Here is a 25232-nt window from a genome sequence, read left to right as displayed (position 1 = left end):
CCATCGCTTTCATTTTTTCAGATCACTTCAACGGAGAACCTCATGGAAGACATCGTCATCGTTTCGGCTGCGCGCACGGCGGTCGGCAAGTTCGGCGGCTCGCTCGCGGGCATTGCGGCCACCGAGCTGGGCGCCCTCGTGATCAAGGAAGTGATTGCACGCGCCAACCTCACGGCCGACCAGATTGGCGAAGCCATCATGGGCCAGGTGCTGGCCGCCGGCGCGGGCCAGAACCCCGCGCGGCAGGCATGGCTCAAGAGCGGCGGCGCCAAGGAAACCCCGGCGCTCACCATCAATGCCGTGTGCGGTTCGGGCCTGAAGGCCGTGATGCTCGCGGCGCAGGCCGTGGCCACCGGCGACAGCGAAATCGTGATTGCCGGCGGCCAGGAGAACATGAGCGCTGCGCCGCATGTGCTGCCCAACTCGCGCAACGGCCAGCGCATGGGCGACTGGAAGCTGGTCGACACCATGATCGTGGACGGCCTGTGGGACGTCTACAACCAGTACCACATGGGCATCACCGCCGAGAACGTGGCCAAGAAGTTCGGCATCGACCGTGCCGCGCAGGACGAACTCGCGCTCGGCAGCCAGACCAAGGCCGCGGCCGCGCAAGATGCAGGCAAGTTCAAGGACGAGATCGTGCCGGTGAGCATCCCGCAGAAGAAGGGCGACCCGATCGTCTTCGACAAGGACGAGTTCATCAACCGCAAGACCAACGCCGAAGGCCTCGCCGGTCTGCGCCCGGCTTTCGACAAGGCCGGCGGCGTGACCGCGGGCAACGCCTCGGGCCTGAACGACGGCGCCGCCGCCGTGATGGTGATGACGGCCAAGAAGGCCGCCTCCCTCGGCCTGAAGCCGCTGGGCCGCATTGCGAGCTACGCCACCGCCGGCCTCGACCCGGCCATCATGGGCATGGGCCCGGTGCCCGCGTCGACCAAGGCGCTGCAGCGCGCGGGCTGGAAGGCCGCCGACCTCGACCTGCTCGAGATCAACGAAGCCTTCGCCGCGCAGGCCTGCGCCGTGAACAAGGAAATGGGTTGGGACGTGAACAAGGTGAACGTGAACGGCGGCGCCATTGCCATCGGCCACCCCATCGGCGCGTCGGGTTGCCGCATTCTCGTGACGCTGCTGCACGAAATGCAGCGCCAGAACGCCAAGAAGGGCATTGCGTCGCTGTGCATCGGCGGTGGCATGGGTGTGGCGCTGACGATCGAGCGTTGAGTTTCCTTGGGGGCGCCTCGATCGAGCGGCGCCCTCGGTTTGAATGCGCTGCCTGTTCAGGGCGGCGCACCCGCCGACGGGGTACCTTGCTCCGCGAATGTCCCCCGCCCTTCGGGCTCCTCCTTGATTTCGCTGCGCAAGGCACCCCATCGACGGGTGCGTTATGCGCGCCGGTCGTTGATCGGCTGCACACCAGCAGCGTGCCTTGGTGCACAGGGCATCGGGTGCTCCCCGCAGCGAAATCAAGGAGGAGGCGAAGCCGGGGGACATTCGCGGAGGGGAGTACCCGGTGGCCTGTGCACACGCCCTGAACAGCAACTCCACTTTGTTCACCGCACAAATTTTCAGCAAACTGATTATTTTCTTTGTAAAACAACAACTTAAATCGCATTTACAAGGAAGCACATCAGTTATCCCCAAAGTTGTCCACGGAAAATGGGGATGGCACCGGCTTCTTCACGATTCGCGTGCAAGTCCTTGTTTTCTGGTCTCAGTCGATTGCAGCCTGCTCAACGGCATAGTGCCGGCACAGCGTTTCGACCAGCGCCTGCGCATAAATCGGTAGTGCCGCCCGGTCGCGCACCAGCAGATAGCGCTCCCGCACACACCACGCGTCGCTGAGGTCGATCAGCGCGAGCTGCATGCTCTCCTGGTTGCGCCGCGCCGCCGACTCCGGCACCACGCCAATGCCCACGCCGCTGCCGATCATCCGGCACATCGCATCGAAGCTGCCGAGCTGGATGCGCAGCTTCTGGCGCTTGCCGAGGTTGTCGGTGATCTGCGAGAGAAACGCTTGCAGCGTGCTGCCTTGCTGCATGCCGATGGCATCTTCGTCGAGCGTCTCCGCGAATGAAATCTTGCGGCGCTTTGCGAAGCGGTGCTTGCGCGAGGTGACGAGCACCAGCCGGTCAGTGCTGAAGTGAATCGCTTCCAGCCCCAGCGTGTCGACGCGGCCGGCCGCGATGCCGATGTCGGCGCGTCCGTCGAGCACGCCGCGCGGGATCTGAGCATTCGGTTTTTCTTGAAGGTCGACGTTGATGCGCGGGTTGTGCGCCAGGAAGCCGGGGAGGATCTCGGGCAGGAAGTCCGTTACCGCCGTGGTGTTGGCGAACACGCGCAAATGGCCGCGGAGGCCTCCGCCGTATTCGAGCAGATCGGCGCGCAACTGCTCGGTCTGGTGCAGCACCAGGCGTGCGTGGTGCAGGAAGGCTTCTCCCGGTGGCAGGAGCCGCACGCCGCGTGCTTCGCGCTGCAGCAGCTGCAAGCCCGCCTGCGTTTCGAGCGCTTTGATGCGCGCACTGGCCGCCGCAAGCGACAAGTGCTGCCGCTCGGCCGCGCGCGTGAGGTTGCCGAGTTCGGCCGCGGCAACGAAAAGGCGCAGGTCGGTCAGATCGAAAAGCATGGTGCCATCGTACCCAAGCCTTCGGGAATTCAGAAGGCTGGGTTCCGAAATCGCAGATTGCGCGCAGCGGTGGGGCGGAACACCATGCGGCCATGGAGACACAACAACACCAACCAGCGACCAACGGATTAAAAGTCCGCTGCTCTACCAATCTTGCAAACATGGGGTTTCGCGCGCTCGCGACCCTGGCGTTTGCCGCCGCTGCCGCCCTGATCCACACCGGCCCAGCGCGCGCCGAACCCTATCCATCGCGCCCGGTCACCCTCATCGTGCCGCAGGCCGCGGGCGGCACCAACGACATCGTGGGCCGCCTCGTCGGCCAGAAGCTCGGCGAGGTGATGAATGCCAGCGTGGTGGTCGACAACCGTCCCGGCGCCGGCGGGAACATCGGCACGCAGTTCGTCGCCAAAGGACCGAAGGACGGCTACACGCTGCTCATGACCATCAGCAGCAGCCAGGCGATCAACCCGGCGCTCTACAAGAACGCGGGCTTCGACCCGGTGAAAGACTTCAAGCCCGTGGGCCTGATCGGCGCGGTGCCCAACGTGCTGCTGGTCAACCCGTCGTTTCCCGCGAAAGATCTCAACGAGTTCCTGAAGCTCGCGCGGCAGAAGGGCGCCAACTACCAGTACGCCTCGGCCGGCAACGGCACGCTCAACCACCTGCTGGGCGAAATGCTCAACAGCATGGCGGGCATTTCGCTGCAGCACGTGCCGTACAAGGGCGTGGCGCCCGCGCTGAACGACGTGCTCGGCGGGCAACTGCCGATCGTGTTCGCGAGCCTGCCCTCGGCGCTCTCGCACATCAAGGCCGGCAAGCTGCGCGCGCTGGCGGTCAGCGGCGACAAGCGCTCGCCGGTGCTGCCCGATGTGCCCGCCATTGCCGAGGCGGTGCCGGGCTACAACGGCACGCTCTGGATCGGCCTGTTCGCGCCCGCGGGCGTGCCGGCCGATGTGCTGGCCACGCTGCAGGAGGCCACGCGCAAGGCGCTGGCCGCCAAGGACCTGCGCGACAAGCTCGACCAGCAGGGCGTCGAGATTGCGGCGCCCACCACGCCCGACCAGTTTGCGAAGCTGCTGCAGGACGACCTCGCCAAGTGGGCGCGCATCGTCAAGGCATCGGGTGCGGCGGTGGATTGAAGAAAAAACCATGAGCAATCACATGCAGGAAAAGTCCTCCCCATCGATCGACAGCGACACGCTGGCAAAGCTCCAGGGTTGGCAGGGCCGCAGCGAAACGCTGGCCGACGAGATCACCGCCGCGCCCGTGCGCGCGCTCTCGGCCACGCTCGATCGCGACGACCCACTTCCTGGCACCGGTACGCGCCTGCCCGCGCTCTGGCACTGGCTCTATTTCCTGCCGCACCATCGCCAGTCCGAGATCGGCGAGGACGGCCATGCGAAGCGCGGCAGCTTCCTGCCCCCGGTGCCGCTGCCGCGCCGCATGTGGGCCGGCGGGCGGCTCGCGTGGGAAGAGGGCAATCCGCTGCAGGTGGGCGATGCGGTCGAGCGCACCTCGACCATCGCCTCGGTCACCCACAAGGCGGGCCGCAGCGGCGAACTGGTGTTCGTGCTCGTTCGGCATGAAGTGCACAACGCGCGCGGCCTCGCGTTGACCGAGGAGCACGACATCGTCTACCGCGCCGCGGCCGAACCCGGCGAGAAAACCCCGCCGCCCACGCCGGCACCGAAGGACGCCGCGTTCAGCCGCGAGCTCGTCCCCGACGACGTGCTGCTGTTCCGCTACTCCGCGCTTACTTTCAACGGCCACCGCATCCACTACGACCGCCGCTACGTGACGCAGGTCGAGGGCTATCCGGGGCTGATCGTGCACGGCCCGCTGATCGCCACGCTCCTGGTCGACCTGCTGCGCCGCAACGTGCCCGGCGCACAGCTTGCGCGCTTCGAATTTCGCGCCGTGCGGCCGACCTTCGACATTGCGCCGTTCCGCGTGCACGGCAAGCCGGCCGAAGGCAGCACCGACGGCAAGACCTTCAGTCTGTGGGGCGAAGACGCCGACGGCTGGCTCACGATGCAGGCCACGGCCGTGCTCGCATGAACAGGGAGAACAAGCGCATGACAAGACCTCTCGACGGCATCACGGTCGTTTCGCTCGAACACGCGATTGCGGCACCGTTCTGCACGCGGCAACTGGCCGACCTCGGCGCCCGCGTGATCAAGGTGGAACGCCCCGGCGTGGGTGACTTTGCGCGCGCCTACGACGCGCGCGTGGGCGGCGAAGCCTCGCACTTCGTGTGGGTGAATCGGTCGAAGGAAAGCCTCACGCTCGACCTCAAGCAGCCCGCCGCGCTCGCGGTGCTGCAGGAGCTGGTGGCCGAGGCCGACGTGCTGGTACAGAACCTGGCGCCCGGCGCGGCTGCGCGCATGGGCCTGGGGGCCGAAGCGCTGCAGGCGAAGCATCCGCGGCTCATCGTCTGCGACATCTCGGGCTACGGCGAAGACGGCCCGTATCGCGACAAGAAGGCCTACGACCTGCTGATTCAGAGCGAAGCGGGTTTCCTGTCGGTCACGGGCACGCCGGACGATCCGTGCAAGTCGGGCAACTCCATTGCCGACATTGCGGCAGGCATGTACGCGTACACCGGCATCCTCGCGGCGCTGCTGCAACGCGGCAAGACCGGCAAGGGCTCGCACATCGACGTGTCGATGCTCGAATCGCTCGCCGAGTGGATGGGCTATCCGATGTACTACGCCTACGACGGCGCCCCGCCGCCGCCGCGCAGTGCCGCTTCGCACGCGACCATCTATCCTTACGGGCCGTTTCCCGCGGGCGACGGCGGCACGGTGATGCTGGGGCTGCAGAACGAGCGCGAATGGCGCACGTTTTGCGAGAAGGTGCTGCTGCAGGCGGGGCTCGCCACCGACCCGCGCTTCGACAGCAATGCGCGGCGCAACGACAACCGCGAGGCGCTGCGCGCCATCATCGTGGAGACTTTCGCGGCGCTCAGTACTGTGCAGGTGGTCGAGCGCCTCGACGCCGCGCAGATTGCCAATGCGCGCATGAACGATATGGCCGGGCTGTGGGCGCATCCGCAATTGCAGGCGCGCGACCGGTGGCGGCAGGTGGGTTCGCCGGCCGGCGATATTCCGGCCCTGCTGCCGGCGGGCCGCCAGAGCGCGTTCGACTACCGCATGGACCCGGTGCCCGCCGTCGGCGAGCACACCGAAGCCATTCTGCGCAGCCTCGGGCGAGGCGATGCCGAGATTGCCGCGCTGCGCGAGGCGGGGGCGGTGTGAACACGACGCATGCGGCGGCGGCACTGCTGAAGCTGGCATCGGCGCGCACCTTCCTGTTCGTCCCAGCGGACCGGCCCGAGCGCCATGCGCGCGCGCTGGCCAGCGGCGCGGGCGGCGTGATCGTCGACTTGGAAGACGCCGTGGCGCCCGATCGAAAGGTGGAGGCGCGTGCGCAGCTGAGGGCTTCTTTCTCTGCCCTGAGCGTGGCGCAGCGGCAGCGCCTGCTGGTGCGCATCAATGCCTGTGGCACGCCGTGGCACGACGGCGACCTTGCCGAGTTGGGCGAGCTCGCCACTCAAGGCTTGATCGCCGGCGTGATGTTGCCGAAGGCCGAGCGTGCGGCGGACCTGCAACGGCTCGGTGTGACCATCGGACCGAAGGGCCTGCTCGTGCCCTTGATCGAATCGGCCGCCGGCCTGGAGGCCGCGCGCGAACTCGCGGCCGCGCCGCAGGTGCTGCGGCTCGCATTCGGCAATCTCGATTTCCAGGCCGACCTGGGGCTGGCCTGCGATGCGGAAGAGGCCGAACTTGTGCCGGTGCGCCTGGCGCTGGTGCTGGCCTCGCGCCTCGCCGGGCTTGCGGCGCCCATCGACGGCGTGACGCCCGATTGGCGCGATACGGCGCGGCTCGCCAACGATGCAGCACGCGCACGGCGCGGCGGCTTCGGCGGCAAGCTTTGCATTCACCCGGACCAGGTCGCTCCCGTGCATGCCGCGCTCGGTCCGAGCACCGCAGAGCTCGCATGGGCGCGCCGCGTGGTGGAGGCGACGCACGCCGCGGGCGGCGGTGTCGTCAGCCTCGACGGACGCATGGTCGACGCACCCGTGGTGCGGCTTGCGGAACGCCTGCTGGCACTCGAATCGCAAGCGCCGCCCTGAACGCGGCGGGGCTTCGGACATACCAAACCAATAACCTCAAGGAGACAACGAAGTGAAAGCAACAAGGAACTGGAAGACACGGGCTGTACTCGCGGCATCGCTGGGCGCCTGCCTGCTGGCCGCTCAAACGCCGGCCACGGCGCAGCAAGCACCCTGGCCCGACAAGCCCATCACCATGGTCGTGCCGTATTCGGCCGGCGGCCCTACCGACGTGGTGGCGCGCATGCTCGCGATTCCCATGGGCAAGTCGCTCGGGCAGACCGTCATCGTCGAGAACACCGTGGGCGCGGGCGGCACCATCGCACCCGGGCGCGTGGCCAAGGCGGCGCCCAACGGCTACACCATCCTGATCCATCACATGGGCATGGCGACCGCGCCCGCGCTCTACAAGAAGCTCAGCTACGACCCACTGAAAGACTTCGAATACGTCGGCCAGGTGATGGACGTGCCGATGACGCTGCTTTCACGCAAGGACTTTCCGGCCAACAATTTTCAGGAACTGCTGGCCTATGTGAAGGCCAACAAGGACAAGGTCACGCTCGCCAACGCGGGCATCGGCGCCGTGTCGCAGCTGTGCGGCATGCTCCTCGCGCACCAGATCGGCGTGCAGCTCACCACCGTGCCCTACAAGGGCGCCGGTCCCGCGCTCAACGATGTGATGGGCGGGCAGGTCGATCTGCTGTGCGACCAGACCACGCAGACCGCACCGGTCATCAAGGACGGCAACCGCGTCAAGGTGTTCGGCGTGACCACGCCCAAGCGGCTGTCCAGCATGCCCAACATCCCGACGCTCGACGAGCAGGGTCTCAAGGGCTTCGACGTGAAGGTGTGGCACGGCATCTACGCGCCCAAGGGCACGCCGCCGGCGGTGATGCAGAAGCTCAACACGGCCTTGCGTGCCGCGCTGCAGGACGACATGGTCAAGCACCGCTTCGCCGAACTGAGTACCGAGGCCGTGCCGATGGACAAGGTCACGCCCGAAGCCCTGCGCAGCCACCTCGCGGCCGAAACCGAGAAGTGGGGCAAGGTGATTCGCGCGGCGGGCGTGCAGGCGGACTGAGCCCTGCGCCGCGCGACAACGCTCACGCCAGGTTGAAAGGCAGCTGGCGCAGCGGCTTGCCCGTGAGCCGCGCGAGGGCGTTGGCGAACGCCGGCGCCAGCGGCGGCAGGCCGGGCTCGCCGATGCCGGTGGGCGCATCGGCGCTCGGCACCACATGCACTTCGAACTCCGGCATCTGGGTGATGCGGGCCACGGCAAAGTCGCCGAAGTTGCTCTGCTGCACTTCGCCGTCCTTCAGCGTGATGGCGCCGCCCGGCAGGCACATCGACAGGCCCATGACCGCGGCGCCCTGTACCTGCGCTTCCACGCTGCGCGGATTCACGGCCAGGTTGCAATGCACGCCGGCGGTCGCCCGGTGCAGCACCGGCTGGCCGTCCTTGACCGAAGCCTCCACCACATAAGCCACGACCGACTGGAAGGATTCGTGCACCGCCACGCCCCAGGCGCGGCCCTGTGCCAGCTGCTTCTTGCCGTAGCCGCTCTTGTCGACCGCCAGTTGCAGCGCGGCGCGGTGCCGCGGGTGCTTGTCGCCGAAGAGCTGCATGCGGTAGGCCACCGGGTCCTGCTTCGTGCTGCGCGCGATTTCGTCGAGCAGCGTTTCCATCACGAAGGCGGTGTGCGTGGAACCCACGCTGCGCCACCACAGCACCGGCACATTGACTTTGGGATGGTGCACCGTCAGGCGCATCGGCAGCGGATACGGTTCGCGCATGCCTTCGGTGGCCGAAGCGTCAATGCCGTCCTTGACCTGGAACGACTCGAACACCGTGCCCGTGAGGATCGACTGGCCCACGATGACGTGGTCCCACGCCAGCACCTTGCCGCGCTCGTCGAAGCCGATGCGCGCGCGGTGCAGGTGCATGGGGCGGTAGTAGCCGCCCTTGATGTCGTCCTCTCGGCTCCACAGCAGGCGCACCGGCGCAGTCAGGCCCGCGGTGCGCGCGGCCTTGGCGATTTCGCAGGCCTCGACCACGTAGTCGCTCGAGCCCACGAAGCGCCGGCCGAAGCCGCCGCCCGCCATTTGTACATGCACGCTCACCTGCTCGGGCTTGAGGCCGAGCACACGTGCTGCCGCGGCGGCGTCCAGCCCGGCGCTCTGCGTGCCGACCCAGAGCTCGGCGCGGTCGGCCGACAGCTTCACGGTGCAGTTCAGCGGCTCCATGGGCGCATGGGCCAGGTAGGGGAAAACGAACTCGGCTTCGAGCTGCCTGGGCGCCCTGGCGAGCGGCGCCATGTCGGCGTCGAACTTGCGCGGGCCGGGCTTGGCGGCCAGTTCGCGGTACTGCACCAATTGCTTTTCGCTGTCGACCTTCTCGACGGCCGAGGTGTCCCACTGCAGCTTGAGCGCATCGCGGCCCAGCTTGGCCGGCCAGTAGCCGTCGGCCACCACGGCCACGCCTTCGGCGCCGCGGTCGAGCGGCACGCGCAGCACCGCCTTCACGCCCTTCACGGCGCGCGCCGCGCTGTCGTCGACCGACTTCAGGCGCGCGCCGAACACCGGCGGATGGGCCACCACCGCGGTGAGCTGCCCGGGCTGCTTGACGTCGATGCCGAAGTCTTGCCGCCCGCTGCTCTTGGCGCGCGCATCCAACCGCGTGGTGGGCCGGCCGATGATTCGGAAGTCCTTCGGGTCTTTGAGCGTGACCTTCTCGGGCACCGGCAGCGCCATGGCGGCTTCGGCCAGTTCGCCGTAGCCCAGCTTGCGTCCGCCCGGGCCCAGCACCGTGCCGGCCTGCGTGCGCAGCGTGGCCACGTCGACGTTCCAGCGCGCAGCGGCGGCTGAAAGCAGCATGGCCCGTGCGCGCGCGCCGAGTTCGCGGTATTGCGTGAAGCTGTTCTTGATGGAGTTGGAGCCGCCGGTCAGGTGCATGCCGAACACGGGGTCGTGATAGGCGGCATCGTTGGTGCCGCTCTTGCTGCGCACCAGGCTCCAGTCGGCATCGAGCTCTTCGGCCAGGATCATCGGCAGCCCCGTTTGCACGCCCTGGCCGAACTCGAGCCGGTTGTGCGTCACGGTGACTTCGCCGTTGGGCGCAATCTGCACGAAGGCCAGCGGCTGCTGCGACGGCTTGAGCCCGCCGGCCGGCTTGGCCGCACCGTCGGCCTGCGCCATCGCCATGTGGGGAAAGGCGCCGATCGCCAGGCCGCCGACGCCGGCCAGCTTCAGGAAGCTGCGGCGGGGCAGGGCGGCGGCGCCGGGCTCAGGCTGGCTTGCGGCCATCAGGCGTTGCAGGGCGCGCGGCAGTTCGCTCGGATCGATATGTGTGGGCAGCATGGCGGGTGTTCCTTCAGGCCAGGGTCTTGGCGGCGTCGGCCACCGCGGCGCGAATGCGGGCGTAGGTGCCGCAGCGGCAGATGTTGCCGGCCATGGCCGAGTCGATCTCGTCGGTGCTCGGCTGCTTGCCGGCAGGCAGCGACTTGATGAATGCGGTGGCGCTCATGATCTGGCCGCTCTGGCAGTAGCCGCACTGCGCCACGTCGTGCTTGACCCATGCGGCGTGCACGGCTGCGCCCACGCGGTCGCTGCCGTCGGTGGCGGCTTCGATCGTGACGATCTTCTTGCCTTCGGCCGCCGAGATGGGCGTGATGCACGAGCGGATGGCCTGGTCGTCCAGGTGCACGGTGCAGGCGCCGCACAGCGCGGCGCCGCAGCCGAACTTGGTGCCGGTCATGCCCAGCGTGTCGCGCAGGGCCCAGAGGATGGGGGTGCCGGGATCGGCATCGACCGTGTGTTCACGGCCATTGACGTGGAGCGCGCTCATGTTCTTTTCTCCGCAGGTGGGTTGGTTTCTTGCGACTACTTGGCGCCGTCGAGCAGCCATTGCGCGAGCAGCTGTGCGTCGGCATCGGGAACCTGTGCTTGCGCGGGCATCGGCATCGGGCCCCACTTTCCGGAGCTGCCGGCCTTGATGCTCGTGGCGAACTGCGCGGCCGTTCCCTTGCCGTCGCCGTACTTTGCACCGATGTCTTTCCAGGAGGGGCCCACTACCTTGGCCGCGGGCTGATGGCATGCGACGCATGCGTACTTCTGGGCCAGTGCCTGGCTGGCCGCAGCGGGTGCGGGCCAGGCAATGCCCGCGGCAATGCACGGCACCGCCACGAGCGAAGCCAGCAAGGCGCGTGGAATGGCGGTGGTGCGGGCTGGGCCGCGTGGCGGTTTCCGGTCTTCGTTCATTTCTTTCAGGCCCCTTGTGTTGCGGCGCTCATCGTGTGATGCGCGACTGTAAAGAAGGGGGTCTGAAAGAAACAGTGGCGAATGCAGCATGCCTTTTGAAGTGCTGCTTCAAAATATAAGGGGCGCATCACGGGGGCCGGAAGGCCCCGAAGTGTCAATTCTGCAGGCGCGCCAAGGCCACCCGCGGGGGCAGGCTCAAAGGCCGCCCTGGCACAGGTACTTCGTGTGCATGTAATCGTCCAACCCGTGCACCGAGCCCTCGCGTCCGTAGCCTGACTCCTTCACGCCGCCGAAAGGCGCGGCCTCGGCCGCGAGCGCGCCTTCATTGATGCCGACGATGCCGGATTCCAGCGCCTCGGCCACGCGCCAGATGCGGCGCACGTCGGTCGAATAGAAGTAGGCGGCCAGGCCGAAGGGCGTGTTGTTGGCGGCCGCGATCACTTCGGCTTCGGTTTCGAAGCGCGTGACCGGCACCACGGGCCCGAAAGTTTCTTCGCAGCTGCACTCCATGGACGAATCGGCATTCGCCAGCACGGTCGGTGCGTAGTAGTTGGGTCCGTCGCAGCGCGCGGAGCGCAGGCGCTCGCCACCCACCACGATGCGCGCGCCGCGGGACACGGCGTCGCGCACGTGGCGCTCGATCTTCTCGACAGCGCGGGCGTTGATCATCGGGCCGATCTGCGAATCGGGCTCGGTGGCGGGGCCGACCTTGAGCGCGCCCACGCGCGCCGCGAGTTTGTCGACGAAGGCGTCGTGCACCTTCGACTGCACGAACACGCGGTTCGGGCTCACGCAGGTCTGGCCGCCGTTGCGGAACTTGGCGGCCATGAGGCCATCGACCGCGGCATCCACGTCGGCATCTTCGAACACGACGAAAGGCGCGTTGCCGCCGAGCTCGAGCGACAGCTTCTTGAGCGTGTCGGCCGAGGCGCGCGCGAGGTGCTTGCCGACCGGCGTGGAGCCCGTGAAGCTGATCTTGCGCACCCGCGCATCGGCCAGCCACACGTCGACCACTTCGGGCGTGCGCTCGCGCGAAGCGGTCACGATGTTGAGCACACCGGCCGGCACGCCGGCCTCCTGCGCGAGCTTCACGAGCGCGAGCGAGGTCAGCGGCGTGTCCTCGGCCGGCTTGCACACCACGGTGCAGCCCGCGGCCAGCGCCGGCGCAATCTTGCGCGCGATCATCGCGGCCGGAAAGTTCCACGGCGTGATCGCGGCGACCACGCCCACGGGCTCCTTCAGCGCGAGCATGCGGCGGCCTGTGACCGGCGCGGGAATCACGTCGCCGTTGGCACGCGTGGCTTCTTCGGCAAACCACTCGACGTAGCTCGCCGCATAGGCCACCTCGCCACGGCCCTCGGCCAATGGCTTGCCTTGTTCGCGCGAGATCAGGCGGCCCAGGTCTTCCTGGTGCGCCAGCATCAGGTCGTTCCAGCGCTTGAGGATCTGTGCGCGCTGCTTGGCCGGCACGGTGCGCCAGGCGGGGAAGGCGGCGTGCGCGGCAGCCACCGCGGCACGCGCGTCGGCGGCGGTGCCGTCGGGCACGCTCGCGAAGACGCTGTCTGTGGCGGGGTCGGTCACATCGAGGCGGCGGCCGTCGCTGGCGTCGCGCCATTCAGCGCCGATGAGTTGGCGGCCGGGCAGCAGGTCCTGGCGCTCTAGTGTCAGTGTCATGGTCGAAAAGGTTTTGAATGAATTGGAAGCTCAGGCGGCGGCGACGCGTTCGGCAATCGCCATTCCGATCTCGGTGGTCGAGGCCGTGCCGCCCAGGTCGCGGGTGCGCGGCCCGTCGCGCAGCACCGCCTCGATGGCGCCGAGGATGGCATCGTGCGCGGCGCGGCCCGCGCCCTGGCCCTGCGTGAGGAAGTCGAGCATCAGCGCGCCCGACCAGATCATCGCGATCGGATTTGCAATGTTCTGACCGTAGATGTCGGGCGCCGAGCCGTGCACCGGCTCGAACAGCGACGGAAACTTGCGGTCCGGGTTGAGGTTGGCCGATGGCGCAAGGCCGATGGTGCCGGTGGTGGCAGGGCCGAGGTCGGAGAGGATGTCGCCGAACAGGTTGCTTGCCACCACCACGTCGAAGCGCGTGGGCTGCAGCACGAAGCGCGCCGAGAGAATGTCGATGTGCTGCTTGTCGACCGTCACCTCGGGGTAGTCGCGGCCGATGGCATCGGCGCGGCCGTCCCACCACGGCATGCTGATCGCAATGCCATTGCTCTTGGTCGCCACCGTGAGGTGTTTGCGCGCACGGCTTGCGGCAAGCTCATAGGCGTAGCGCAGCACGCGGTCGGTGCCGTGGCGCGAGAAGACCGATTCCTGGATCACGACCTCGCGTTCGGTGCCTTCGTACATCACGCCGCCGAGCGAGGTGTATTCGCCCTCGGTGTTCTCGCGCACCACGAAGTAGTCGATGTCGCCGGGCTTGCGGCCGGCCAGCGGGCAGGGCACGCCTTCGAACAGGCGCACAGGGCGCAGGTTGATGTACTGGTCGAACTCGCGGCGGAACTTCAAGAGCGAACCCCAGAGCGAGACATGGTCCGGCACGGTGCTCGGCCAGCCGACGGCGCCGAAATAGAGCGCGTCCACGCCGCGCAGCTGCTCCTTCCAGTCGTCCGGCATCATCTGGCCGTGCTCGGCGTAGTAGTCGCAGCTGGCCCAGGCTATGGTGCGGCAGTCGAGTTCGAAGCCGAAGCGCTCGGCGGCGGCCAGCACCACGCGCAGGCCTTCGGGCATGACTTCCTTGCCGATGCCGTCGCCGGCAATCAGCGCAATCCGGAACGTGGGGGTCATGCGTGTATCTCCCTGGTGGTGCGGGCTGCCGCCGAGGCCGCGTGGTCCATGTCGTCGAGCCAGCCGCGGCGCAGTTCGGGCACCGATCGCGCGAGCAGCTGGTAGTAGGGGTGGTGCGGCCCGCGGTCGTAGTCGGCGCGCGCCACTTGCGAGAGCTTGCGCCCGTGCTGCATGACCACGATTTCGTCGCACACCGAGCGCACGGTGTGCAGGTCGTGGCTGATGAAGAGGTAGGACACGCCGAGTTCGCGCCGCAGTTCGGCCATGAGGTCGAGCACGGCCGCGGCCACCACGGTGTCCAGCGCCGAGGTCACCTCGTCGCACAGGATCAGGTCGGGCTCGGCCGCCAGTGCGCGCGCCAGGTTCACGCGCTGCTTCTGCCCGCCCGAGAGCCCGCCCGGCAGCCGGTCGGCCACGGTGCGCGGCAGCTTCACGAGGTCGAGCAGTTCGTAGATGCGCTGCTTGAGCGGCTCGCCGCGCAAGCCCTTGTAGAACTGCAGCGGCCGCGCCAGGATGCGCCAGATGGTCTGCGAGGGGTTCAGCGCCGTATCGGCCATCTGGAACACGATCTGGATGCGGCGCAGCTCCTCGGGGGTGCGCTGCTGCAGGGTCGGCTTGAGCGCGTGCCCGTCGAACATGATGCTGCCATGGCAGGGCTTGAGCAGACCCGCAACGGCACGTGCGAGCGTGGTCTTGCCCGAGCCCGATTCGCCGATCACGCCGATGGCCTGCCCCCGGTACAGCTTGAGGTCGATGCCCTCGAGGATGAGCTTGGCGGGCTGCCCTTTGGAGTCGACCGCGCCATAGCCGCACGAAAGCTTGTTCACGTGAAGGAGCAGCGCTGAATCGCCGGACGCCTGGCCCGAGGCGCGCACCGCGGGCCGCGCGGCCGCCAGCAGGCACTTGGTGTAGTCGTCGACGGGGGCCGAGAGGATCTGCTCCGTGGCGTTCAGCTCGCTCATCTTGCCGTTGCGCAGCACCAGGATGTGGTCGGCCATCTGCGCCACCACGGCCAGGTCGTGGCTCACGTACACGGCCGTGGCGCGGCGCTCGCGCACCACGCGGCGGAAGGCGCGCAGCACTTCGATCTGCGTCGTCACGTCGAGCGCGGTGGTCGGCTCGTCGAGAATCACGAGGTCGGGGTCGCCGATCAGCGCCATGGCGGCCATCAGCCGCTGCAGCTGGCCGCCGGAGACCTGGTGCGGATACCGTGCACCGATGGTTTCCGGATCGGGCAGCGCCAGTTCGCGGAACAGCTGCACTGCTTTCGCTTCCGCCTCGGCCCGCTTGCACAGGCCGTGGATCACCGTGGGCTCGACCACCTGGTCCATGATCGTGCGCGAGGGATTGAACGACGCCGCTGCGCTCTGCGCGATGTAGGAGACCGTGCGGCCGCGCAGGCTGCGCTGCCGCGCCGCATCGAGCGCCAGCACGTCGGTGTCGCCGATCTGCACGCGGCCCGCCGAGATGCGGCAACCGCTGCGCGCATAGCCCATCAGCGCGAGCGCGGTGGTGGTCTTGCCGGAGCCCGACTCGCCGATCAGCGCCAGCACTTCGCCGGGCTGCACCGAGAAGCTCAGGTTGTCGACCAGCGTGCTCGCGCCGGCGCAGATGGTCAAGTTGTTGACGGTCAGAGTTGCGCCCATGTCATTGGCTCCCGTTTGCGCCAGGAACACCGCGGAACCGGCTTTGCCGGGCCGCTGGTGTTGCCCCCGGAGAGGGGGTTGGAGGCCACACGAAGTGGGCAAGCCTGGGGGTGAGTTTCATCGTGCTCCTCTTTCGCGGGCGGTGCGGCCCGGCAGGTTGTCGATGACGAGATTGACCGCGATGGTCAGGCTCGCGATGGCCAGCGCCGGCACGATCACCGAGGCGCCGCCCATGGCCAGCGCGCCGATGTTCTCGCGCACCAGCGAGCCCCAGTCGGCCGCGGGCGGCTGGATGCCCAGGCCCAGGAAGCTCAGGCTCGCCAGCAGCAGCACCACATAGACGAAGCGAAGGCCCAGGTCGGCCAGCATCGGGCCGAGGATGTTGGGCAGGATCTCGCGCAGCATGATGTAGAGCGTGCCTTCGCCGCGCGTGCGCGCCACCGTCACGTAGTCGAGCGCGTTGATGTTCACGGCCAGCGAGCGCGCCATGCGGTAGGCGCCGGGCACGTAGATGATGGCGGCCGTGACCACCAGCATCGGCACCGAGGAGCCGAAGCCCGCCACCATGATCAGCGCGAACATCTTGCTCGGGATCGCTGTGAGCGTGTCGAGGCCGCGGCTCAGCACCGCGTCGATCCAGCGCCCCGTGGCGGCGGCCAGCAGCGCCAGCACGGTGCCGGTTCCGCTGGCCAGCAGTGTGGCCAGCAGTGCAACGCCGATCGTGTAGCGCGCGCCCTCGATGATGAGCACCAGCATGTCGCGCCCGAGGTAGTCGGTGCCCAGCCAGTGCGTTGCGCTGATCGGCGCGAACACGTTCGAGGTGCCCGTGGCCGCCGCGCCCTGCGAGAGCAGCCAGGGGCCGAGCAGCGCCGCGAGCAGCCAGAACAGCAGCACCGCGAGACCGAGCAGGCCGGAGGGACCGAAGCTGGCGAGCCAGCGCAAAGGGCCGCCGCGGTGTTCCTGGGCAACCGGCGCCAGCAAGGCGGTGGCGCTCACGGCCGTTGAAGTTGTGGACGTTTCCATGAAGAAGCCTCCTTCAGCGATGCCGCAGCCGCGGGTTGGCGAGAATGCCGCAGACGTCGGCTGCCGTCACCAGGATCAGGTAGGCGCAGCAGAAGATCATGGCGCAGGTCTGCACCAGCGGCATGTCGCGCTGCGAGACGCCATCGACCATCAGCTTGGCGATGCCCGGATAGTTGAAGATGGTCTCGACGATGATCACACCGCCGAGCAGGTACGACAGGCTCAGCGCCACGGCGTTGGCAATCGGCCCCACCGCATTGGGCAGCGCGTGCGCCAGCACCATGCGCATCGGCGAGGCTCCCTTGAGGCGCACCATCTCGATGTAGGGCGCCTCGAGCTGGTCGATCACCGCGGCGCGCGTCATGCGCATCATCTGCGCAATGATCACGCAGCACAGCACCAGCACCGGCATTGCGAAGGCGCGCAGCATCTGGCCCAGCGACTCGATGTCGTTCACGAACGAGAGCGCGGGCAGCCAGCGCAGCTTGACCGCGAACACCAGCACGGCCAGCGTGGCGACCAGGAACTCCGGCACCGACACCACGCCCACCGCCGCGGTCGAGGCGGCGCGGTCGAACCACGAGCCGCGCCAGACCGCCGAGGCGATGCCGAGCGCCAGCGCGATCGGCACCGAGAACAGTGCCGTGACCGCGGCCAGCAGCAACGAGTTGGGCAGGCGGCTGGCGACCAGCTCGGCCACGGGCATCTGCGTGGTCGCGGAGAGGCCGGGGTTGCCCTTCACCATGCCGACCAGCCACTTCGCGTAGCGCTCGGGCGCCGGCACGTCCAGGCCCATCTGCGCGCGCAGCGCGGCCACCGATTCGGGGGTGGCGTCCTGGCCGAGCTGTTCCTGCGCGGCATCGCCGGGCAGCACCGCGGTGATCGAGAACACGACCACCGATACCGCCAGCAGCGACAGGAGCGCCAGCGCGATGCGCTGGGACAGAAGCTTCAGGATCACATGGTTCATGTCGATGCTCCGGGCAACGAGGCGGACGGCCGCGGACGCGTTATGCCTCCAGCCATACGCTCTCGGCGAAGTTGTAGCCCATGAGGCCGCCCAGCGGAATGGGCGACAGGCCCTTGAGCTTGGAGGTGTGCCCGTCGATGCTCGAGAGGAACAGCGGAATGCCGATGCCTGCGTCCTGATGGATCATGGTCTGCATGTCGGCATACATCTGCTTGCGCTTGGCCAGGTCGGTCTCGGCGCGCGAGGCCAGCAGCAGCTGGTCGAACTTCTCGCTCTTCCAGCGCGACTCGTTCCACGCCGCGCCCGACTGGAAAAACTGCGTCAGCAGCACGTCCGCACTCGGGCGCGGGTTCACGTTGCCGAAGCCCACGTGGCTGTTGAGCCAGTGGTTCGACCAGTAGCCGTCGGCCGGCATGCGCTTGATGTCGATTTCCAGCCCCGCGCGCTGCGCGGTCTGCTGCAGCAGCAGCGCCATCTCCACCGAGTACAGCGCCGCGGGCGAGGCTACCATCGGCACCTTGCCGGTGATGCCGGACTTCTGCAGGTGGAACTTCGCCTTGTCGAGGTCGAAGGGTCGCTGCGGCAGGCCGGCGAAGTGGAAGCGGTTGGTCGGGTCGATGGGCTGGTCGTTGCCGACCACGGCGTAGTCGAGCGCAATCGTCTTCTTCATCTGCTCGCGGTCGAACAGGTGCTTCATGCCGAGCACGAAGTCGGGATTGGCGCCGGGGCCCACGTCCTTGCGCATCACGAGGTCGGAGTATTGACCCGACTGTGTGACCAAGAGGCCGAAGCCGGGCGTGCCCTTCACGCGCTCCACCGAACGCGGATTGACCGAGCCGACCAGGTCCAGGCCGCCCGACAGCAGCGCGTTGACGCGCGCGCTCTCGTCGGTGATGCCCACGAATTCGATTTCGTCGAGGTAGGGCTTGCCGGGCTTCCAGTAGGCGTCGTTGCGCACCATCAGCGAACGCACGCCGGGCTTGAACTCCTTGAGCTTGTAAGGGCCGGTGCCGATGCCGGCGTTGAAGTCGGTGGTGCCTTCCTTGACGATGTGGAAGTGGAAGGTACCCAGGATCACCGGCAGGTCGGCATTCGGTGCGCTGAGCACGAAGGTCACTTCGTTCGGACCGGTGGCCTTGGCGCTTTCGATCTGCTCGGCCAGCACCTTGGCCTTGGACGCGGTGGCCGGGTCCTTGTGGCGCATCACCGAGAACACCACGTCGGCCGGCGAGAGTGCCTTGCCGTCGTGGAAGGTCACGCCCTTGCGCAGCGTGAAGACCCAGGTCTTGGCGTCCTTGGTGGCGAACGATTCGGCCAGCGCGGGCTGCGGCGTGAGGCTGCCGTCCAGCGAGGTCAGGCCGTTGTAGACCATGTTGCAGCGAGAATAGTCGGTCTGGTTCGACTGCTTGGCCGGATCGAGCGTATCGCTCGCGGCGGCGGTGGCGCCCGCTACCCGGATGCGGCCGCCCTTTCTGGGCGTCTGCGCATGGGCCGACACCGCCATGCCCGCCAGGCTGCCGGCGAGCGCGGCCTGCATGCCGCCGGCCATCAGCATTGCGAGGATGTCGCGCCGCGATGCGCCGCGTTTCAGCGATGCCATCACGCGAAGGCTTTCGTCGGGTCCGACGAGGTTTTCGAACCTCTTGTTGTTGCTGTCGCTCATGGTGGGGTACTCCTGTGGGCCGGTGACTGAAGGTTGAAGAACGAACACGGAACGGAAAACGGCGGATCGCGCGGCGCTCAGGCCAGCTTGTCCTTGAGCGAGTAGTAGAGGCCGACCGCCGGCAGGAACCAGGGCGGACCGACGTGGCCGGGAATGGCGGGCCAGTCGCGGCCCTGCCAGGGGTTGGCGCCGGCATCGCCGTTCATCACGGCCGCCATGCGCTCGCCCATGTGCACCGACATCTGCGTGCCGTGTCCGCTGTAGCCCATGGTGTAGTAGAGGCCGTTGCGCTCGCCGGCGTGGGGCAGGCGGTCCTGCGTCATGTCGACCAGTCCGCCCCAGCAATAGTCCAGCCGCACCGCGCCGAGCTGCGGGAAGGTCTGGGCCAGCCCGGCGCGCAGGATCTCGCCGCTCGCGGCATCGGCCTGTGGACTGGAAATCGAGAAACGCGCGCGTCCGCCGAACACCAGCCGGTGGTCGGCCGTGAGCCGAAAGTAGTGATGGATGTTCGCGACGGTCGTGTAGGTGCGCCGAGCCGCGAGCAGTGCCTGCGCGCGCTCGGCGCCGAGCGGCTCGGTCACCACGATGAAGCTGCCGATCGGCACGATGCGCCGGCGCAGCCAGCCGAAGCTGCCGTAGCCGCCATGCCGCGTGGCACCGGTGGCCAGCAGCACCTGCTGCGCGGTGACGGTGCCGACGGCTGTGTGCAGCCGATGCGCGTGGCCCTGGCCGAGCCGCTCGATGCGGTTCACCTGGGTGCCGGTGTGGATCTGCGCGCCATGGCGCTGCGCGGCCGCGGCCAGGCCCTGGGCGAAGCGGCCCATGTGCATCTGGCCGCTGCGCTTGTAGAGCAGGCCGCCATGGAAGCGCTCGCTCTGCACCTCGCCGCGCACCTGTGCCGCGTCGAGGACTTCGACGTCGGTGTCCACGCCGTCGCCCATCAGGCGCTGCGCACTGCGCTCGAGCGCGGCCATCTGGTTGGCGCGCGTGGCGAGCTTGAGCTTGCCGTGGCGCATGAAGTCGCAGTCGATCGCTTCGTCGCGCACCAGCCGCGCCACGGTCTCCACCGCATCGTCGTAGGCGTGGTACCAGGCACGCGCCTTGTCGATGCCGACCTTGGCGGCCACATCGGCATAGTCCACCGCCAGCCCGTTGTTGACGTGGCCGCCGTTGCGCCCCGACGCCTCGGCCGCCACGCGCGTGCCGGCCTCCAGCACCGCGACGCGGGCACCGCGGCTGGCCAACGCCCGCGCCGCCGACAGGCCGGTGAAGCCGCCTCCGACGATTGCGACGTCGACCTGCGCCGGCAGTGCATGCACCGCGGGAGCGAAGGCCGGCGCGGAATCGGTCCAGTAGGAATCGAGCTTCATGGCGTGGGGCGGATGAACGTGCGGAAAAAGATCAGAGGCCGACGACGCCGGGCAGGCCGCCGATGTCCTGGATCTCGGTGTAGCGGTAGGCCGGGTTGCCCGGGCCGTGGCCGCGGTTGACGAACACCTTGTTGACGATGCCGATGTCGTCGGCCGACATCAGGTCGTAGCGCAGGCTGGACGACACGTGCAGCACGTCTTCGGGGTTGCAGCCGAGCGAATCGAGCATGTATTCGAAGGCCTGCAGGCGCGGCTTGTAGGCCTGTGCCTGCTGCGCGGTGTAGACGCGGTGGAACGGCGCGCCGAGCATGGCGACGTTCTTCTGGATCTGGTCGTCGGACGCGTTCGACAGAATGACGAGCGGGATTTCCTTGGCCACCTTGGCCAGGCCGGCGGCCACGTCGTCGTGGGGGCCCCACGTCGGCACGGCGTCGTAGTACTTCTGGCCGTCGCTGTCGAAGTACTGGATCTTCCATTTCTTGCACAGGCGGCGCACCGCGTTCTTCAGCACCACCTCGTAGGGCTGCCACGCGCCCAGCACTTCGTCGAAGCGGTAGGCGGTGAAGTCGGTGACGAACTGCTCCATCTGCTCGGGCCGGATGCGGTCGGCGAAGAGATCGATGGTCAGCTCCTTCATGCGGAACCGGGTCAGGGTGCCGTAGCAGTCGAAGGTCACGTATTTGGGACGGAAAGTCATGGTCTCTGTTCCTGTGTTGAAGGTGGCAAATGCGACAAACTCATTACGAAGCGATTGCAGCACGCCCTCGCTCGAGGTATGTAGGGAAAAACGGGGCTTGGCGAAACGAAGCTGCGGTTTGCGGGGCCGGCGACGGCATGCCGTGCGGTGTGCCCTGCGCCTGTGCAGCCGTGCACCTCGATGCATCGCCGCACAGCCGACGAGCACGCTTTTGAAGCGCAGATTCACCTCGGCTGCCTGGCGCCCCAGGTCCTTGCCGATGGATGTTGTGCGGGTGGAAGGCTTGCATGGCGGAGGTCGTGGAAAGTGGCGTCGATCCTAGGGAGGTTGGCGCAGCATTTGTGTGCGTATGCAGGCGCGCCGCCGCAGCGAATTGCGAAACCGGGGCGCGCGGCAACCGAAGCTTGCAAGTTGCGAAACAGGTCGATTTCGGTCTGGTGCAGCGCCGCAATGTCGTCCAAGATGGATGCGCCATTCCGCCGAAACTGAGAGTTTTCCCTATGCCTGAACCCACTTCGAACGCACCCTCCATGGACGGCGTGGTGCTCCGACCGATGACGGCGGCCGACCTTCCGCGTGCGCATGCGCTCACGGCCGAACTGCGCTGGCCGCATCGCCCAGCGGACTGGGAGCTGATGTTCTCGCATGCCGAGGGCGTCGCGGCCGAGCGCGACGGCGAGCTCGTCGCGACAGGCCTGCGCTGGCTCTGGGGCAAGACCCACGCCACCATCGGCCTGGTGATCGTTTCGCCCGCCTGCCAGGGCCGGCGCATCGGGCACCGGCTCATGAGCGCGTTGCTCGAAGGTCTGGAAGACCGCACCGTGCTGCTGCATGCAACCGCCGAAGGGCGGGGGCTCTACGAGCGGCTCGGCTTCGTGCGCACGGGCGAGGTGCGGCAGCACCAGGGCATTGCGCTGCCGGCACCATTGATTGCGCTGCAGCCCGGCTGGCGACTGAGGCCCGCGGGCCTCAATGAGTTGCCCGCGCTGCAGGCGCTCGACACGGCAGCGCGAGGCATGCCGCGCGACGCGCTCGTCGCCGAGCTGCTGCAAAACGCCGATGCCTGCGTGGTGCTCGACCATGACAACGAGCCGAAGGGCTTCGCCATGCTGCGGCGCTTCGGGCGGGGCCATTCCATCGGCCCGGTGGTCGCACCCGATGCCGAGGGCGCGAAGGCGCTGATCGCGCACCTCGCGGGCTTGAACGCGGGCAACTTCACGCGCATCGATATCGACTTCGACAGCGGGCTGGCCGAATGGCTCGAGAGCATCGGCCTGTTGCGCGTGGATGCGCCGACGACGATGGTGCGCGGCGACGCGCTTGCTGCTTCTGCGCAAGGGCCCGCGTTGTTTGCCCTTGTGACGCAGGCTGTTGGTTAGATCAGGGTGCACTCCCGCCGACGGGGTACCTTGCTCCGCGAATGTCCCCCGGCCTGCGGCCTCCTCCTTGATTTCGCTGCGCAAGGCACCCCGCCAGCGGGAGCGTGATTCAGAGCAGTCGTTGATCGAACGACAAACGCAAAACACACCTCATCATGAAGACCACCTTCCTCTACAAGTCAGACCCCGTACGCGGCCGCCAATGGGCCGACGTGTTCGGCCGCCACCGCCCCGACATCGACTTCCGGATCTGGCCCGACATCGGCGACCCGGTGCAGGTGCGCTTTCTCGCGGCATGGGAGCCGCCGCAAGACATCGCCGAGCGATTCACCAATCTGAAGGTGCTGTTCTCATCGGGTGCCGGTGTCGACCAGTTCGACTTCGCGGTGTTGCCGCCGACATTGCCCGTGGTGCGCATGGTAGAGCCCGGCATCGTCAGCGGCATGGTCGAGTACGTGACGCATGCGGTGCTCGGACTCCACCGAGACATGCCGCAGTACCGGCGCCAGCAGCAGGAAGGCCAATGGAAGCCGCTGCCGGTTCGGCCCGCAAGCGAGCGGCGAGTGGGTGTGCTGGGACTCGGCTCGCTCGGCCAAGCCGTCCTGGAACAGCTGGTCTCATTGGGTTTCGATTGCGCCGGCTGGAGCCGCTCACGGCATGACGTGGAGGGCGTGCGGTGCCATGCGGGTGCCGAAGAGCTGCCCGTCTTTCTTGCGCGCACCGACATCCTCGTGTGCCTGCTGCCGCTCACCGATTCGACGCGCGGCTTTCTCGATGCGAAGCTGTTCTCGATGCTGCCCATGGGCGCAGGGCTGGTGCACGTGGGGCGGGGGCCGCATCTGGTCGAACATGACTTCCTGGAAGCGCTGGCCAGCGGCCGCATCAGCGACGCCGTGCTCGACGTGACCGACCCCGAACCGCTGCCGCCCACGCATGCCTTCTGGCGCCATCCCCGCATCGAACTCACGCCGCACATCGCCAGCATGACGCAGCCGCTGAGCGCCGCACAGGCCGTGCTCGACAACCTGCGCCGCTTCGAAGCGGGCGAGCCTATGGTCGGGCGGGTGGACCGCGCCAAGGGCTACTGAAAAACCCGACCGCATGATGTGCTGTGGCGGGGCGCATAACCGCAGCGTGCTTCGCGCAGCACCCCTAAAGCAGCACCACGCCATGCGCCGCGCCGCCTAAGCTGAGGGCATTCGAAAGCTTCCTTCGCTCTCGCCTCACACGACACCGCCATGACGCATCCCACCGCATTGCCGCACCTCGCCACGCTCGACGCCATCGACCGGGCTCACCTCATCCATCCCGTCTCGCCCTGGCGCACGCACGAAGAGCGCGGTCCCACCGTGCTGGCCTCGGCCAAGGGCGCGTGGCTCACCGATGCGAACGGCCATGAACTGCTCGACGCCTTCGCCGGCCTCTGGTGCGTGAACGTCGGCTACGGCCAGGAGAGCGTGGTGCAGGCCGCGGCCGACCAGATGCGGCGCCTGCCGTATGCCACCGGCTACTTTCACTTCAGCAGCGAGCCGGCCATCCGTCTCGCCGAGAAGCTGGTGCAGATCACGCCCGCGTCGCTGACCCGGGTGTACATGACGCTCGGCGGCTCCGAAGCGATCGATGCCGCCGTGCGCTTCATCGTGCAGTACTACAACGCCATCGGCAAGCCGTCGAAAAAACAGTTCATCGCGCTGGAGCGCGGCTACCACGGCTCCTCGTCGACCGGCGCCGGCCTGACGGCACTGCCGGCGTTTCATCGCGGCTTCGATCTGCCGCTGCCCACGCAGCACTACATTCCGTCGCCCAACCCATACCGCCACGCGCAAGGCGCCGACCCGCAGGCGCTGATCGCCGCGTCGGTGGCCTCGCTGCGCGCCAAGGTGGCCGAGCTCGGCGCGGACAACGTGGCCGCGTTCTTCTGCGAACCCATCCAGGGCTCGGGCGGCGTCATCGTGCCGCCCAAGGGCTGGCTCAAGGCCATGCGCGATGCGGCGCGCGAGCTCGACATTCTTTTCGTGGTCGACGAGGTCATCACCGGCTTCGGCCGCACCGGCCCCATGTTCGCCTGCGAGGCCGAAGGCGTGGAACCCGACCTGATGACCATGGCCAAGGGCTTGACCTCGGGCTACGTGCCGATGGGCGCGACCATGATGTCGGAGAAGGTCTATGCCGGCATTGCCGACGGTGCGCCCGCGGGTGTTCCGGTCGGCCACGGCGCCACGTATTCGGCCCACCCGGTGAGCGCCGCGGTGGCTCTCGAGGTGCTGCGCCTGTACGAAGAGGGCGGGGTGCTCGCCAACGGCCAGCGTGTCGCGTCGCACTTTGCGGCCGGGCTCGACGCACTGCGCGCGCATCCGCTGGTGGGCGATTCGCGCCATCGTGGCTTGCTGGGTGCGCTCGAACTCGTGAGCGACAAGCAAAGCAAGCGCGGCTTCGATGCGGCGCTCGGCTTGCCCGACCGCATCTTCGCGGCTGCCTACCGCAATGGCCTGGTGTTCCGCGCCTTCGGCGACAACATCCTCGGCTTTGCACCGGCGCTGACCTTCACCGAGGACGAGTTCGCCCAGATGTTCGTGCGCCTGAAGAAAACACTCGACGAGGTGCTGAACGCCGCCGACGTGCGCGCGGCGCTGGCAGGCTGACCGGGAAAGCACTGCCTCAGCGATCCGCAGGCAAAGCAGAATCGGACCCTCTCTCT

Annotated in this window: 21 protein-coding genes; 9 read left to right on the top strand and 12 right to left on the bottom strand. The window is 67.9% G+C overall.

Features of this window, described 5'->3' with window-relative positions; all coding sequences use genetic code 11:
* The first annotated feature begins 42 nt into the window (after positions 1 to 42).
* Complete coding sequence (locus QFZ42_RS14475; protein ID WP_307701619.1) at positions 43 to 1221, top strand: acetyl-CoA C-acetyltransferase; 1179 nt, start codon at positions 43 to 45, stop codon at positions 1219 to 1221.
* Between the two features lie 490 nt (positions 1222 to 1711).
* Here the strand turns inward: QFZ42_RS14475 and QFZ42_RS14470 are convergent, their stop codons facing one another.
* Positions 1712 to 2623, bottom strand: coding sequence for a LysR family transcriptional regulator (locus QFZ42_RS14470; protein ID WP_307701618.1), 912 nt, complete (start codon positions 2621 to 2623; stop codon positions 1712 to 1714).
* A 161-nt stretch (positions 2624 to 2784) separates the two neighbouring features.
* On the opposite strand from QFZ42_RS14470, the gene QFZ42_RS14465 reads away from it, so the two are divergent.
* From QFZ42_RS14465 to QFZ42_RS14445, 5 genes are all read left to right on the top strand, one after another.
* Positions 2785 to 3762, top strand: coding sequence for a tripartite tricarboxylate transporter substrate binding protein (locus QFZ42_RS14465; protein ID WP_307701617.1), 978 nt, complete (start codon positions 2785 to 2787; stop codon positions 3760 to 3762).
* Between the two features lie 10 nt (positions 3763 to 3772).
* Positions 3773 to 4681 carry an FAS1-like dehydratase domain-containing protein gene (locus tag QFZ42_RS14460; RefSeq protein ID WP_307701616.1) on the top strand — a complete coding sequence of 303 codons (909 nt, stop codon included), beginning with the start codon at positions 3773 to 3775 and terminating at the stop codon, positions 4679 to 4681.
* 17 nt (positions 4682 to 4698) lie between these two features.
* On the top strand, positions 4699 to 5880 hold the full coding sequence (locus QFZ42_RS14455; RefSeq protein WP_307701615.1) for a CaiB/BaiF CoA transferase family protein: 1182 nt from the start codon (positions 4699 to 4701) through the stop codon (positions 5878 to 5880).
* On the top strand, positions 5877 to 6758 hold the full coding sequence (locus tag QFZ42_RS14450) for an HpcH/HpaI aldolase/citrate lyase family protein (RefSeq protein ID WP_373423337.1): 882 nt from the start codon (positions 5877 to 5879) through the stop codon (positions 6756 to 6758). The genes QFZ42_RS14455 and QFZ42_RS14450 overlap by 4 nt, the downstream gene beginning before the upstream one ends.
* Positions 6759 to 6858: 100 nt before the next feature.
* Positions 6859 to 7818: a tripartite tricarboxylate transporter substrate-binding protein gene (locus tag QFZ42_RS14445; protein ID WP_373423392.1), complete on the top strand. Its 960-nt coding sequence runs from the start codon at positions 6859 to 6861 to the stop codon at positions 7816 to 7818.
* A gap of 22 nt (positions 7819 to 7840) precedes the next feature.
* Here the strand turns inward: QFZ42_RS14445 and QFZ42_RS14440 are convergent, their stop codons facing one another.
* The 11 genes from QFZ42_RS14440 to QFZ42_RS14390 all read right to left on the bottom strand — a co-directional run bounded on the left by QFZ42_RS14440 (position 7841) and on the right by QFZ42_RS14390 (position 21155).
* A complete protein-coding gene (locus tag QFZ42_RS14440; RefSeq protein WP_307701613.1) occupies positions 7841 to 10093 on the bottom strand; it encodes a xanthine dehydrogenase family protein molybdopterin-binding subunit in 2253 nt (750 codons plus the stop codon).
* Positions 10094 to 10106: 13 nt separating this feature from the next.
* Positions 10107 to 10580, bottom strand: coding sequence for a (2Fe-2S)-binding protein (locus QFZ42_RS14435; RefSeq protein ID WP_307701612.1), 474 nt, complete (start codon positions 10578 to 10580; stop codon positions 10107 to 10109).
* Between the two features lie 35 nt (positions 10581 to 10615).
* Entirely contained in the window at positions 10616 to 10993 is a 378-nt protein-coding gene (locus tag QFZ42_RS14430) for a c-type cytochrome (protein ID WP_307701611.1), read from the bottom strand.
* Positions 10994 to 11188: 195 nt separating this feature from the next.
* Complete coding sequence (locus tag QFZ42_RS14425) at positions 11189 to 12667, bottom strand: NAD-dependent succinate-semialdehyde dehydrogenase (protein ID WP_307701610.1); 1479 nt, start codon at positions 12665 to 12667, stop codon at positions 11189 to 11191.
* Positions 12668 to 12697: 30 nt separating this feature from the next.
* Positions 12698 to 13786: a tartrate dehydrogenase gene (locus QFZ42_RS14420; protein ID WP_307701609.1), complete on the bottom strand. Its 1089-nt coding sequence runs from the start codon at positions 13784 to 13786 to the stop codon at positions 12698 to 12700.
* Positions 13783 to 15432: an ABC transporter ATP-binding protein gene (locus QFZ42_RS14415; protein WP_307701608.1), complete on the bottom strand. Its 1650-nt coding sequence runs from the start codon at positions 15430 to 15432 to the stop codon at positions 13783 to 13785. Before QFZ42_RS14415 ends, QFZ42_RS14420 begins: the two co-directional genes overlap by 4 nt.
* Before the next feature lie 117 nt (positions 15433 to 15549).
* On the bottom strand, positions 15550 to 16455 hold the full coding sequence (locus QFZ42_RS14410) for an ABC transporter permease (protein WP_307701607.1): 906 nt from the start codon (positions 16453 to 16455) through the stop codon (positions 15550 to 15552).
* Between the two features lie 13 nt (positions 16456 to 16468).
* Complete coding sequence (locus QFZ42_RS14405) at positions 16469 to 17425, bottom strand: ABC transporter permease (RefSeq protein WP_307701606.1); 957 nt, start codon at positions 17423 to 17425, stop codon at positions 16469 to 16471.
* Positions 17426 to 17465: 40 nt separating this feature from the next.
* Entirely contained in the window at positions 17466 to 19088 is a 1623-nt protein-coding gene (locus QFZ42_RS14400; protein WP_307701605.1) for an ABC transporter substrate-binding protein, read from the bottom strand.
* Positions 19089 to 19165: 77 nt separating this feature from the next.
* Positions 19166 to 20458 (bottom strand): NAD(P)/FAD-dependent oxidoreductase, encoded by a 1293-nt coding sequence (locus QFZ42_RS14395; RefSeq protein WP_307701604.1) that lies wholly within the window; start codon positions 20456 to 20458, stop codon positions 19166 to 19168.
* Between the two features lie 31 nt (positions 20459 to 20489).
* Entirely contained in the window at positions 20490 to 21155 is a 666-nt protein-coding gene (locus tag QFZ42_RS14390; RefSeq protein WP_307701603.1) for a haloacid dehalogenase type II, read from the bottom strand.
* 500 nt (positions 21156 to 21655) lie between these two features.
* Here QFZ42_RS14390 and QFZ42_RS14385 point away from each other — a divergent pair, with 500 nt between their 5' ends.
* The 3 genes from QFZ42_RS14385 to QFZ42_RS14375 all read left to right on the top strand — a co-directional run bounded on the left by QFZ42_RS14385 (position 21656) and on the right by QFZ42_RS14375 (position 25176).
* Entirely contained in the window at positions 21656 to 22534 is an 879-nt protein-coding gene (locus QFZ42_RS14385; RefSeq protein WP_307701602.1) for a GNAT family N-acetyltransferase, read from the top strand.
* Positions 22535 to 22689: 155 nt separating this feature from the next.
* Positions 22690 to 23622, top strand: a complete 933-nt coding sequence (locus QFZ42_RS14380; protein ID WP_307701601.1) for a 2-hydroxyacid dehydrogenase — start codon at positions 22690 to 22692, stop codon at positions 23620 to 23622.
* 150 nt (positions 23623 to 23772) lie between these two features.
* Positions 23773 to 25176, top strand: a complete 1404-nt coding sequence (locus QFZ42_RS14375; protein ID WP_307701600.1) for an aspartate aminotransferase family protein — start codon at positions 23773 to 23775, stop codon at positions 25174 to 25176.
* The last annotated feature ends 56 nt before the right edge of the window (positions 25177 to 25232 follow it).

It is taken from the genome of Variovorax paradoxus, from assembly GCF_030815855.1.
Classification (GTDB): Bacteria; Pseudomonadota; Gammaproteobacteria; order Burkholderiales; family Burkholderiaceae_C; genus Variovorax; species Variovorax paradoxus_M.
The sequence above is the reverse complement of the archived record's forward strand: the minus strand, read 5'-3'. Positions and strand labels throughout refer to the sequence as shown.